Genomic DNA, 12,835 nt, shown 5'->3' with positions numbered 1-12,835 from the left:
AGGGACGGTACGCGGCGACGCGCCGGGACGCGCCGGTCACTCCCCGGGCGACCGGCGCGTCCAGGGGCGCGTTGATCCTTCCCGGCGGTCCGCCCCCGCCGTAACGGCAGAATCGTTCGCTCGCCTTCGCACGGGGGACGGCGCTTGCGCCGGGCGGCCGAGGCGTGGCGACCCCGGCCGACCGCCGATCCGGCCGGGCCGCCGATCCGACCGGCCGGAACGTCCCCGGCTCCGGCGCCGGGTTAATGTGCGGGGCTCGTCCGGAGAAGGGGAGGGTGTCGCATGCCGATGCCGAGGTGGGGGCGTGGCGGTCATGCCACGGGATATGTGACGGCGGCTCTGCTGATGGTGGCACTTCTGCCCCAGCAGGCCGCGGCGGCGACGGTGCCGAACGGGGAGGTCGTCGCGGCGACCATCACTTCCAGGCCGGTCGACCCGGCCTGGAAGATGGCCCTGACCGAATCCGAGAACGGGGTCCGGCCGGAGCGCCGGACCCGGTTCGCCCAGGACATCGCCGCCGTGGAGAACGGCGGAAGAGGCGTCCCGAAGGTCGGCATCGGCCAGGTCGTCGGGGGCATGCCGCGGGTCGCGCGCCCGCTGTGCCAGCCGGTCGGCGCGGCGGGGGCCAAGGGCTTCTGCTGGGAGGCTGGCGAGGACAGCAGCACGGTGGTCCACGTGCCGCAGGGCCTGACGGGTTCCGGCGAGGCGCCGGAGAACGCCCAGCTCGTGGGCGGCCGCCGGATCGTGGTCTCGAGCTGGTACAAGTCCGGCGGGGGTCCGATCCGCGTCACCCTCGCGGACGTCACCGACCCGGCGGCCATGCGCTACCGGCACGTCCTGCTGGTCACCCCCACGGCCACCGCCGCGGGCTACACCGGGCTGACGGGCCACGCGGATTCCGTGACCTGGTACAAGAACCGCCTCTACGTGTCCACCGCCTCCGGCATGGCCCTGTTCGACCTCGATCGGTTCTGGCGCACGGACCCGAGCGGCACCACCGTCGGCGTCTCGGGCGGCAAGTACTACGCGGCGGGCCACGACTACGCCCTGCCGCAGGTCGACCAGCTCCAGTACCTGGAGGACGACCCGGGCGACTGCGGAACGTTCACTCCGGCGGACCGGGGCGGCCCCAAGCCGCCCTGCTTCGCGGGCGCCTCGCTCGACCTCAGCGGGGAGGAGCCCGCACTCGTCACGACCGAGATCAACGGGGTGGGCAGCGGGCAGCAGCAGAAGTTCCTCGATCCGGGGGTGATCGTGCGCTGGCCGCTCGACCCCGCCACGGGCCTGCCCCGCACCACGGCGCAACCGGTCAAGGACGGCAACGGGAACGTGATCGGCACCGAGGTCGCGACCCGCCCGACCGCCGCGTTCACCTCCACGGTCAGCGGCGCGCAGGGCGTCGCCATGAACCGCGGCAGGTTCGTCGTCTCCGCACCCTGCCCCGAGTTCGTCGAAGGGGGCGCCAACATCCCCAGCTGCCTCTACCACGCGTGGCCGGGGGAGCCGGTGCGCCTGTGGACCCGCACGGGCGTCAACAACGAGAACGTCGCCTACTGGCCCGCCACGGACGAACTCTGGACGCTCAACGAATCGACGACGGACCGCGCCGTCTTCAGCATCCCGTGGCCCAGGCCCGAACTCCCGCTGCGCTCGCTCACCGGCCTCGGCGGCGATCTGACGGGCGACGGGCGCCCTGACGTGATCGCGGTCCGCCCCAAGGCCTCGACGACGGCGGGCGAAGGCAACGGCAACCTCGCCCTGTACCCGGGGGCGGCCCGCGGTGTGGCCGGCCGGAAGTCCATCGGGACCGGCTGGGACTCGATGCGTCTGCTGACGGGTGCGGGCGACCTCACCGGCGACACCCTGCCGGACGTCCTCGCCGTGGACGGTGCCGGAACGCTGTGGCTGTACCCGGGAACCACGGGCAGCCTCGGCGCCCGCAGCCAGCTGTCGACCGGCTGGGGCATCGTCCAGCGCATGACGGGCGTGGGCGACCTCACCGGCGACGGCGTCCCGGACGTCATGGCCGTATGGAACGACGGCACGGCGCACCTCTACGCGGGCCGGTCCGGAGGGCTGGGCGCGAGCAGGCAGATCGGGACGTCCTGGGACTCGATGCGTCTGCTGACGGGTGCGGGCGACCTCACCGGCGACACCCTGCCGGACGTCCTCGCAGTGGACGGCGCCGGAACGCTGTGGCTGTACCCGGGAACCACGGGCGGCCTCGGCGCCCGCAGCCAGGTCTCGACCGGCTGGGGCATCGTGCGGACCATGGCGGGCACCGGCGACCTGACGGGCGACGGCCTCCCGGACACCCTCGCGGTCTGGGCCGACGGCACGGCCCGCCTGTACGCGGGCCGCTCCGGAGGCCTGGGCGCCGCCACCCCGGTCGACCTGGGCTGGGGCGCCCGCTGAGGCGCCCGCCTCCCGCATCGCCCTCGACGTCCACGCAGCTCGGCGGCCCCGGAACCCCCGGGGCCGCCGAGCGCGCGGCCCCCGCGCGGACCACGGTGGGTCAACCTCCGGGACGGGCGCACCAAGCAGGGATTCCTCCTGGCCGCGGCGCAGGCCCATCGGATCGAGTGGCCGCGGCGCAGGCCGATCGGATCGAGTGGCCGCGGCGCAGGCCGATCGGATCGAGCCGGAGACGAGCATCGCCGTCGCCCTGGGCGACGACCGACTCGGAGTCCCGGGAAAGACCTGCTGCTGGGCCCGGCGGGCCTCCACCGGACTCATAGCGCTCCTCAACCCCGACGCGCCGGGGACGGCACTTGGGGCCGACGTCACCTCCGCATGTTCCGCGGCAAGGGGATCATGCGTGCTCCGACGACGGGGCGGAAGTGGGGGCGTACGTCGGCCCCGCCTTCCGTCTTCGAAGCGTCCTCGCCGGCTCGGGCCTCCCGCAGGTGGCGGTCGGGCGCGTCCTCGTCGGACATGAGGATGCCTGCGGTGTGCAGGTTGCCAGGGGTGGACGCGGCGGCCATCAGGCGGGTGGCGGAGGTGGGTTCGGTCTCGGGGGGAATCACCAGCAGGTCGCAGCGGTGGAGGTTGTACGACGAGAGCAGGATCATCGTGTCGCTGTCCTGTTCGGTGAACCAGCCGACGTGCACGGTGTGCCCATGGACGGGGACCGCGCGCGGGACGACGGGCCAGGAGGCGGGGTTCGCCGTGAGGCGCGTGATGCGTCCGCAGTGTTCCTCCAACGTGTCCACCAGAGAGGGCAGTTCAGCGGAGAGGTCGCGTGAGTACGGCCACCAGGCGCCGTCCAGCAGGCCGGCCAGGGAGGTGTGCGGTGTCAGCGCCAGGCGTGCCTGGCGGGTGGGAGCGGCGGGGCTGGTCATGAGACCGTGACCTGTCCCCGGGGCGCCTGCGGGCGCCCCGGCCTATTGAGCGCCGGGAACGACGTCCGCGTGAGGGCGGGTGTACGAGGTGCTCCCGGTCCCTCCAACGTACTCCGCGCCGGGGCCGGACAGGGGCGGCGGGCGGGGCCGGTTCTTCCGGTGGGCCGTGCCGCCGGACGTGCACAGGCGCCGTCATCCGCGCCACTCGACGAGGATGAGGGTCGCGTCGTCGGTGGTGGTCTCGCCGCGGGCCCGTCTGAGCGTGTGGGACAGGTCGCGTGCCACGGCCCGTACGTTCCGGTCGGCCTGGTCCAGTCGGTGGACCCAGTCGATCAGCTGCCCCTCGCCGAACTCCTCCTGCCCGCTTTCGTGTTCCTCGACCAGGCCGTCGGTGAAGCAGAGGATCCGGTCCCCGGGCGCGAGCGCCACCTCGCTGATCTGCGGCTGGTCTCCGCCGAATCCGACGGGGAGGGTGGTGGGGCTGTTCAGGCGGCGTACGACGCGGTGGTCGCGGATCAGCATGGGGGCGGGGTGGCCGGCGTTGACCCACTGGAGGCGGCCGGTGTCGGTGTCGAGCCGCAGCATCTGTGCGGTGACGAAATGGTCGGGGGCGAACTGTTCGGCGATGGCCCGGTCCATGAAGAGGTAGATCTCGGAGAGCTCGACGCTGGTCCGGCGGGCGTGCCGGTACGCGCCGATGGCGACGGTCGCCATGGTCGCCGCGTCCAGACCGTGGCCCATGGCGTCGATCATGGCCAGGTGGAGGACGTCCCCGTTCAGGGCGTAGTCGAAGCTGTCGCCGGCCACGTCGTAGGCGGGTTCCAAGACCCCGGCGACGGCGACGCGGGGCATCGACATGGCGAGCGGCGGCAGCAGCGACCACTGGATCTCGGCGGCGACGCTCATCGCTTCGCCGCGGCGGGTGCGGAAGAAGAGGTCGGTGCAGCCGTTCTTGGTCTGCAGCACGCCGGCGAGCACGCCGGCGATCCTGTGCAGGAGGCGGCGGTCGTCGTCGTCGACCGTGTCCAGGGTGACGGCCAGGACGCCTGCCTGGTCTCCGCCGTCCAGCAACGGTACGTGGAGCCGCGTCCCGTCGGTCGACACGACCTCGACCGACCGGGCGGTGAGGAAGCACCGGCCGGCCTCCGAATCGTCGATGGGCAGGGGCTCGCCGTCCTTCAGCCCTTCCCCGGTGAGGGGGACCAGCTTCTGCTGCCCGTAGTCCTGGAGCAGGATCTGCACGTCCCGGCCCCCGATCCGGGCCACCGTACCCGCGACGAAGGGTCCGACCCCATCGGGCGGCAGCGCGTGGGCGTGGTCCAGGAGCCCGCCCAGCAGCGTCTCCCCGAAGCTCTCCGAGCGGTCGTCTCCCTGGGAGCCCTCATGGCGTCCGACGGTCATCCGGAGCCTCCAAGCGGTCGGCCGGCCGACGGCCTGGTCCGGTGCCGGCGTGTGCCCGGTCCGGGGCATAGCGGTGCGGCTTCCAGGATGCTCCCCGGCAGCGGGAGCCGCCACGCGTGCCCGCCCGGGGGAAGAGCCGGTCAGGATTCCTCGGCATGGGGCCCGGTGCCGCTCGCGGGCCTGCTGGTGGCCAGCCGGGACCGGGCCGGTTCCGCGGGGTGCGCGGTGTCGACGGTGAGGTGGAGGCGGGTGCCGCCGCTCGGAGTGGGGTAGCTGCGCTGCTCACCGCCGACGAAGCTGTGGCGGAGGATGCCGGCCACCATACGGGCGGCGTCCGGGGAGGCGGCCACGATGCTGACCTCCGCGTATCCCGGTGGCCGCAGGGCTTCCGGTTCGTTGCGGTCCAAGGCGGCACCGCCCTCTCCGCACCGGGGGACGCTTCTGCGGGTGGACCGAGGGGGCGCGCCCCCGGTGGGTCCACCGTACGTCCGACGAGCCCGGTGCCGGGCGGCTCCACAGCGGGGAGCGGCGCGTACCCGCGCCCACCCGGAGTACGGTGAAAGAACGGGGCCGTCGTCCCGCCCGTCGGCTCGGACCCGCCGCGCCACCGAGGGGACGGCAGCGGAAGCACCCCGTGGATGGGCAGATCGATCATGAGCGATGCAGGCTCCACCTCCCACCGCGTCCCCGCGCCTCCGCGCCTCCTGCCGGACGAGGTCCACCGGGCCATCGGACCGGGCGCCGCACTGCTCCGGCTGGAGACGACAGGATCCCGGCAGAGCGTCCTCGACGGCGCGTGGTGGCCGCGCTCGCGTGACGTCGAGCGGGAGATCCCGCCGCTGATCACCGCCCTGACCGAGCACCTCGGGCCCGTCACCCGGGTCGGCCTGGACGCCTCCGCCTGGAACGGCATCCCGGCCCGCCTCATCGTCGACGACCGGGTCGTGCACCTCGACTCCTTCCCCGTCGGTGACGACACCGTCCTGATCACCCGCGGCGACAACGACCACTTCTCCCTCATGGTCGTCCCGCCGGACACGGCGTCCGAGGCCGCCCGCACGGCCATGGCCCGCGCCGTCCACGCCGACAACGTCACCCAGGCCGCCGAGATCCTCCTCGCCGAACTCCCCCACCCCGCGGCCCCGTCGGCCGGTACCACCCTGGAGACCGACGAAGCTCCAGGTCGCTGACCTGGGGCTTCGTTCACGTCGAGGCCGAGCATGACGTCTGCACGCGGACCGGAGTGGGGCAGGGCTGCGGGCGGCCCTGAAGCTTCGGGAGTCTTCGGGAAGACCAGGGCCGCCTCCGACCGGCTTCAGCCGGACGGATCCAGCCGGACGGATCCAGCCACTGGGGCGCCCCTTCCTGATCCCCTCGCGGTAGGCCGAAACCGCCCCTGACAGGCAAAAAGACCCTCCCGAAGGAGGGTCTTGAACCATGCGCCCCCGGCAGGACTCGAACCTGCGGCCAAGTGCTTAGAAGGCACCTGCTCTATCCGCTGAGCTACGGGGGCCGACGGCGGCCCGGTGGTGGGCCGGGGTCCGCGGGTGGGGCGGGTGTGGCCTGACGGGACAAGGATAGGGCTCCGATCCCCCTGGCCCGGTTGCTTCACCTGCGTGCCACGATGTGGAGGTTCGGTGAAGCGGTCCGATAATCGCAGGCAGGTGCGATTCGCGCAGCGCTTTTCGCGCCACTCGGGCCGGGTGTTGTGCACTCGTTATGCCTGAGGTCTCCCGGCTACATCCGTTCGGTCGGCGCGTAGGGCCCCAATACGCTTCAAAAAGCCTCCAAAATTGGGCATTCTTCACATGTGGTGACCTTGGACGAACGGCCTCAGCTGATCGACGCACTCTCCGCCCTGCGCGACCGTGTCGCCGCCGTGCGCCTTCCCCTCCCGCTCCCGGGCGCCCCCCGGGCCCGCCAGACCCGCGCCGAACTGCTCGCCCAGCTCGACGACTATCTGGTGCCCCGTCTCAGAGATCCCGACGCCCCGCTGCTCGCCGTCGTCGGCGGGTCCACCGGGGCCGGCAAGTCCACGCTCGTCAACTCGCTGGTGGGGCGCCGCGTCAGCGAGGCCGGGGTGCTGCGGCCGACCACCCGCACCCCCGTACTGGTCTGCCACCCCGAGGACCACCACTGGTTCGCCGGGATGCGCGTACTGCCCCAGCTCACCCGCGTCTGGCTGCCCCAGCAGGACGAGGAACGCCCCATCGAGGAGCGCGAGGAACCCGAGGAGGAGAACTCCCTCCGCGTCGAGACCGCCGCCACCCTGCCCCGCGGCCTCGCCCTCCTCGACGCCCCCGACATCGACTCCCTCGTCGTGGAGAACCGGCTCCTCGCCGCCGAGTTGATCTGCGCCGCCGACATCTGGGTCATGGTCACCACCGCCTCCCGCTACGCCGACGCCGTCCCCTGGCACCTGCTCCGTACGGCGAAGGAGTACGACGCCACCCTCGTCACCGTCCTCGACCGCGTCCCCCACCAGGTCATCGGCGAGGTCTCCCGCCAGTACGAGGCCCTCCTCGACAAGGCCGGGCTCGGCCACCTGCCCCGGTTCACCATCCCCGAGCTCCCCGAGTCCACGGGCGGCGGCAGCGGACTGCTCCCCGACACCGCGGTCGCGCCGCTGCGCGGCTGGCTCGCCCACTGTGCCCAGGACCCGGCCGCCCGCCAGCAGGCGGTGGGCCGTACCGCCGCCGGCGTCATCGACTCCCTCGACACCCGCATGCCCGAACTCGCGGGCGCCGTCGCCGCCCAGTACGCGGCGGCCGTACGCCTCGGCGGAGCCGTCGAAGGCGCGTACGGGGAACAGGGGAAGCGGGTCCGCGAACAGGTGCGCCGTGGTGCCGTCCTGGCCGGGGACGCCCGCACCCGCTGGCGCGGCTACCCCCGCGACACCACGGCCGAAGAGCTCCTCGACGCCCTCGTCGAGTCCCTCGCCGCGCTCGTCCAGTGCGCCGTCGCCGCCGCCGACGAGCGGGTACGGGACGCCTGGCACCGCGAACCCGCCGCCGGCGCGCTCGCCCCCGGCGACCGGACCGGCCCCGGCAAGGACGCCGGCGAGCGGATCGCCATGACCGTACGGCGCTGGCGGCGCGTCCTGGAGGAGACGGTCGAGGAGGAGGTGCGCGGGATGGAACGCCCCGCCACCACCCGGGGCTCCGGACGCGGCTCCGGACGGACCTCCGGCCGGGGCCGCGGCGCCTCCTCCTCCGCGCCCGACAACGAGACCCTCACCGCCCTCCTCGCCGCCGTCCTCCTCGGCGGCCGCCGCACCCGCGCCGCGGGCGACCGCCTCGCCGAACTCCTCGGTGCCCAGGGCGCCCTGCTCCTCCGCGACAAGGGCGGCGAACTGCTCCGCACGTACCTCGACCGCGCCCTGCACACCGAACGCGACCGGCGCCTCGCCCCCCTCGAAGCCCTCGACGTGACCCCCGAGCCGCAGGCCGAGCTGATCGCCGCGCTCTCCGTACTGCAGAAGGAGAAGTGACGCAGTGAGTGACGCAGGGAGCGACACCGGAAGTGGAGTGGACGACGGGGCGGGGGACCGGGGCGCGGGCGGCGGGAACGGAGGCTCCCCTGGGAGCGACGGGCCCCGCGGTGCCGATCAGGAGCGCGGAGACGGGCGCGGACCCGGCGGCTCGCGCTGGGACGACGGGCTCATCGCGCGCCGGGCCGCCGAACGGGCCGCTCCCAAGGGGGCGGAGGGCGTCGGCGCGGTGCGGGACGGCGACGACGACGCGGACGGGCTCCCGGTGCTCGGCGGGGTCTACGGCGGAGCCCTGCGCACCCGGCTCGACGCCCTCCACGAACTCGTCGGCCTCTCCCGCACCCGGGTCGAGAACGACGCCCTCGCCGAGGCGGGCCGGGTGCTCGACGAGGCCGCCGCGCGGCAGCGGCTCTCCGCGCGCCACACCGTCGTCGCCATCGCCGGGGCCACCGGCAGCGGCAAGTCCACCCTCTTCAACGCGCTCGCAGGCGTGCCCGTGTCCGACACCGGACTGCGCCGCCCCACCACGTCCGCGCCCATCGCCCTCAGCTGGTCGGAGGGCTCCGCGGGCCTGCTCGACCGGCTCGGCATCCCCGGGCGGCTGCGCCGCAGGCCGCTCGCGGGCGGCGCGGCCGACGCCGAACTCCAGGGCCTCGTCCTCATCGACCTGCCCGACCACGACTCGGCCGTCACCGCCCACCGCGACCAGGTCGACCGGCTGCTCGGGCTGGTGGACGCGGTGATCTGGGTGGTGGACCCCGAGAAGTACGCGGACGCCGCCCTGCACGAGCGCTATCTGCGGCCGCTCGCCGGGCACGCCGAGATCACCTTCGTGGTCCTCAACCAGACCGACCGGCTCGGCACGGAGGCCGCCGACCTCGTCCTCGACGACCTGCGCCGCCTCCTCGACGAGGACGGCATGGCCCTCGGGGAGCACGGCGAGCCCGGCGCGACCGTCCTCGCCCTGTCCGCCCTCACCGGGGACGGCGTGCCGGAACTGCGCGAGCTCCTCGGACGGTTCGTGCAGGACCGCACCGCGCCCGAACGGCGCCTGTCCGCCGACGTGGACGCCGCGGCGTCCCGGCTGCGGCCGGTGTACGTGGCGGACGGCCGGCCCGGTCTGGGGGAGCGGGCCCGGGAGGAGTTCGCCGACCGCCTCGCGCTCGCCGTCGGCGCCCAGGCAGCGGGCGAGGCCGCCGAACGCGTCTGGCGGCGCGGCGCCATCCGCGCCTGCGGCACGCCGTGGCTGCGGCTGTACCGCTGGTACGAGCGGGTCCGCGCGCACGGCAGTACCGATCCCCGCCTGGAGAACCCGGTCGAGGACGAGCTGACCGCCCGCCAGCGGGTGGAGCAGGCGGTGCGGATCGTCTCCGACGAGGCCTCGCGCGGACTGCCCGGACCGTGGGCGCACGCCGTGCGCGAGGCGGCGCTGCGGGGCGCCTGCGGACTGCCGGAGGCGCTGGACGAACTGACCGTGTCCCTGGGCGACCCGGCGGCCCGGCCGCCGCGGCCCGCGTGGTGGCCGGCCGCGGTCTTCGCGCAGGTGGTGATGACGTTCCTGCAGATCTTCGGCGCGCTGTGGCTGGTGGCCCAGATCGTGGGCGTGGTGGAGCCGTTGCTGTGGCCGCCCGTACTGATCATGATCGCCGGGATCGTCGGCGGCCCGCTGGTCGAGTGGGCCTGCGCGGCGGCGGTACGGGGCCCGGCCCGGCGCTACGGCCAGGACGCCGAACGCCGCCTGCGCGAGGCGGCTGCCGCGTGCGGCAGGGCCCGGGTCCTCGACCCCGTCGCGGCGGAGCTGATGCGGTACCGGGAGGTGCGCGAGCAGTACGTCACGGCGTCGGGCGCGACGCGGATGGCGGCCCGGATCGGCGGGACGCGGATCGGGGCGACGAGGCTGGGGCCGACGAGGAAGGCGGGGGTGGCGAGGGCGCGGTAGCGCCCTGACCCGGACCGCCACCCCCGCACGAGTGACGGAGTTGTCCCCAACCCTCCCCCTATCCACAGGCTTCAGCGGATTTCGCCGCCGGGAGCCAGCATGGATTCCGTGGCCGAGGCACGGCCGAACGGCAAGGGGGAGGGGTACGGACATGAACGAGACGACGGTGACGCTGGTCGGCAACGTGGCGACCAACGTGGAGTACCGGGAGACGGTGACGGGCGGGGTGGCCAGGTTCCGCTTCGCGGTGACGGCCCGTCGCTGGGACCGTGAGCGGGGGCTCTGGGCGGACGGTCCGACCAGCTTCTATTCGGTCTCCGCGTGGCGCTCCTTGGGGATGAACGTGGCGGCCTCCGTCTCGGTGGGCGAACCGCTGGTGGTACACGGCCGGCTGAAGGTCCGTGAGGAGGAGCGCGACGGGCACCGGAAGACCTTCGTGGACATCGACGCGGTGGCCGTGGGCCACGATCTGACCCGCGGCACGGCGGCGTTTCGCCGGACGGCCCGCCAGAATCCTGACCTCCCACTAGCGGAAGCAAAGGTTCCGCAGTCACCTCCGGCCGACCTGTGGCAGACCCCGGAGCCGGCGGTGGATCCGGTGCTGGAGCCCTCCATGGAGGCCGTGGTTGAGGGGGTTTCAGCCGATCTTGTCACGGCGTCCTGACCTTGTGTTGTGGGGATATGTCGATACCGTGACCAGCGGTTTCCCTGTCAACTTCCCGGCCCTGATAACGATTTCGAGTCGGTATGGTTATCAGATGGCACGGGTGGACACGGGGGGGTTCCGCTTACCTAGGATTTCCGAGTACTCATGAGGCGCTTGCTTTCAGTGGGTCAGTGAGTGTGCTGGCAGGTGCTCCCCCCACGCGTATCGATCGATGACGCGGAGCCGCCTGCCCGGAGGGGAAATCCATGTTTTCTGTACAGAGGCGCGGCGTTGCCCGCCTTGCCGCCGCGACTCTGGTCTCCGGCCTCGTCGCGGCCGGGACCATAGCGATCGCCGGTCCGGCGATGGCCGAAGAGATCAGCACGGGTGGCGCGGCGGCGACGCTGGGCACCGTCGTCGACGGCGGCAGCATCGACGTCAAGGTCGGGGACAAGACCGAGACCTACAACGGTGGTCTGTTCAACCTCGACGTCAAGGGCGGCGGCTCGCTCAAGGCCTACTGCATCGACCTGTTCACCAAGACCAAGTCGGGCACGTCCTACAAGGAGGTCGGCTGGGACGAGTCGACCCTCCACAACAACAAGAACGCCGGCAAGATCCGCTGGATCCTGCAGCACTCGTACCCCGAGGTGAACGACCTCGTCGCGCTGGCCGACAAGGCCGACACCAAGAGCCTGACCAAGGACGACGCGGCGGCGGCCACTCAGGCGGCGATCTGGCACTTCTCGGACAACGTCGAGACGGCTCCCAAGGACGCCGACGCCAACGCGCTGACGAAGTACCTCGTCGCCGAGGCCGACAAGGCGCCGAACCAGGAGGAGCCGAAGGCTTCCCTCAGCGTCTCGCCGACCTCCGTCGCGGGTAAGTCCGGCAGCCGCCTCGGCCCCGTGAAGGTCAGCACCAACGCGGCCGCGGGCGTCACCAAGGTCTCCCTGTCCGCCGACGCGCCCCAGGGCGTCAAGGTGGTCGACAAGGCGGGCAAGACCATCACCTCCGTCAGCGACGGCGACGAGCTGTACGTCGACGTGCCGGCCGGTGCCGGTGACGGTTCCGCCAAGGTCAGCCTGCAGTCCACCACCAAGGTCTCCATCGGCCGCGTGTTCGCCAGCACCACCGAGAAGCGTCAGCAGACGCTGATCCTCGCGGGCAGCAGCGACTCCACCGTCACCGCTCAGATCGACGCGACCTGGGCCAAGCAGGGTGCTGTCCCGGCCGTCGACTTCAAGGAGAACTGCGCCAAGGGCGGCGTGGACATCACCGTCTCCAACAAGGGTGACGAGGACTGGACCTTCGACCTGAAGGGCCAGAGCCACAAGATCGCCCCCGGCGCCTCCGAGACGATCACCGTCCCGGTCGCCGAGGACGAGACGTACAACTTCACCATCACGGGCCCGAACGACTTCAAGAAGGTCATCGAGGGCGTCCTCGACTGCAAGACGGCCACCCCCGGCCCGAAGCCCTCTGAGACCCCCTCCGGCACCCCGTCTCCGTCCGAGACCCCGGCCACCGGCGGCACCGGCACCACCGGCGCCACCACCGGTGGTGGCGACCTCGCCGAGACCGGTGGCTCCAGCGCCACCCCGATGATCGCCGGCGTTGCCGCCGCGCTCGTCGTGGTCGGCGGCGGCGCGGTGTTCTTCCTCCGTAAGAAGAAGACCGCCGGTCAGTAAGACACGACGGTCGCCCGACGGGTGACCTGACGGACGGCCCCGCCGCGCACCGCGCGGCGGGGCCGTCCCGTTGCCCGGGGCCGCCGTCGCCGTCGGCCTCTGCGTCCGCCGCGTCGGACCGCTCCCGGGTGACCCGGGCGGGGTGTCGAGCCGCCGGCGGGAGCGGGCGATTTCCGAGCGGTCGGGGCGCCTGCCGGTGACCGTCGGCGACGGACGGTGACGGAGCGGTCGTGCGGGGGGCGGTCCGAAGGGGCAGGTCACGGGCCTGCGGCGGAACGGGTTTCCGTCAGAGGGTGGCGGTCAGGCAAGATGGGGTGTATCTGCCCA

Annotated in this window: 9 protein-coding genes and 1 tRNA gene; 6 read left to right on the top strand and 4 right to left on the bottom strand. The window is 73.1% G+C overall.

The window, feature by feature from the left end; translation table 11 throughout:
* Window positions 1-345: 345 nt before the first annotated feature.
* On the top strand, window positions 346-2,415 hold the full coding sequence (locus OG309_RS12950) for an FG-GAP repeat domain-containing protein (RefSeq protein WP_329420693.1): 2,070 nt from the start codon (window positions 346-348) through the stop codon (window positions 2,413-2,415).
* Window positions 2,416-2,783: 368 nt separating this feature from the next.
* Here OG309_RS12950 and OG309_RS12945 read toward each other — a convergent pair whose 3' ends face one another.
* The 3 genes from OG309_RS12945 to OG309_RS12935 form a co-directional block, all read right to left on the bottom strand.
* Window positions 2,784-3,341 carry a DUF5994 family protein gene (locus OG309_RS12945; RefSeq protein ID WP_329420691.1) on the bottom strand — a complete coding sequence of 186 codons (558 nt, stop codon included), beginning with the start codon at window positions 3,339-3,341 and terminating at the stop codon, window positions 2,784-2,786.
* Between the two features lie 192 nt (window positions 3,342-3,533).
* Window positions 3,534-4,742 (bottom strand): PP2C family protein-serine/threonine phosphatase, encoded by a 1,209-nt coding sequence (locus tag OG309_RS12940; RefSeq protein ID WP_329420690.1) that lies wholly within the window; start codon window positions 4,740-4,742, stop codon window positions 3,534-3,536.
* Window positions 4,743-4,882: 140 nt separating this feature from the next.
* Window positions 4,883-5,149 (bottom strand): hypothetical protein, encoded by a 267-nt coding sequence (locus tag OG309_RS12935; RefSeq protein WP_329420688.1) that lies wholly within the window; start codon window positions 5,147-5,149, stop codon window positions 4,883-4,885.
* A 246-nt stretch (window positions 5,150-5,395) separates the two neighbouring features.
* Here OG309_RS12935 and OG309_RS12930 point away from each other — a divergent pair, with 246 nt between their 5' ends.
* The gene (locus OG309_RS12930; RefSeq protein ID WP_329420687.1) at window positions 5,396-5,932 is read left to right on the top strand and encodes a DUF5994 family protein; all 537 of its coding nucleotides are present in this window, start codon (window positions 5,396-5,398) and stop codon (window positions 5,930-5,932) included.
* A 250-nt stretch (window positions 5,933-6,182) separates the two neighbouring features.
* Here OG309_RS12930 and OG309_RS12925 read toward each other — a convergent pair.
* Window positions 6,183-6,255, bottom strand: a tRNA-Arg gene (locus tag OG309_RS12925).
* Between the two features lie 306 nt (window positions 6,256-6,561).
* On the opposite strand from OG309_RS12925, the gene OG309_RS12920 reads away from it, so the two are divergent.
* The 4 genes from OG309_RS12920 (at window position 6,562) to OG309_RS12905 (ending at window position 12,508) form a co-directional block, all read left to right on the top strand.
* Window positions 6,562-8,232, top strand: a complete 1,671-nt coding sequence (locus OG309_RS12920; protein ID WP_329420686.1) for a dynamin family protein — start codon at window positions 6,562-6,564, stop codon at window positions 8,230-8,232.
* 4 nt (window positions 8,233-8,236) lie between these two features.
* A complete protein-coding gene (locus OG309_RS12915; protein WP_443067560.1) occupies window positions 8,237-10,171 on the top strand; it encodes a GTPase in 1,935 nt (644 codons plus the stop codon).
* A gap of 151 nt (window positions 10,172-10,322) precedes the next feature.
* A complete protein-coding gene (locus OG309_RS12910) occupies window positions 10,323-10,835 on the top strand; it encodes a single-stranded DNA-binding protein (protein WP_329420684.1) in 513 nt (170 codons plus the stop codon).
* Window positions 10,836-11,083: 248 nt separating this feature from the next.
* Window positions 11,084-12,508, top strand: a complete 1,425-nt coding sequence (locus OG309_RS12905) for a Cys-Gln thioester bond-forming surface protein (RefSeq protein WP_329420682.1) — start codon at window positions 11,084-11,086, stop codon at window positions 12,506-12,508.
* Window positions 12,509-12,835: the final 327 nt, after the last annotated feature.

The sequence above is a fragment of the Streptomyces sp. NBC_01268 genome (genome assembly GCF_036240795.1).
GTDB lineage: Bacteria > Actinomycetota > Actinomycetes > Streptomycetales > Streptomycetaceae > Streptomyces.
Note: the sequence above shows the minus strand (reverse complement) of the source record. Positions and strands in the feature narration are given on the sequence as shown.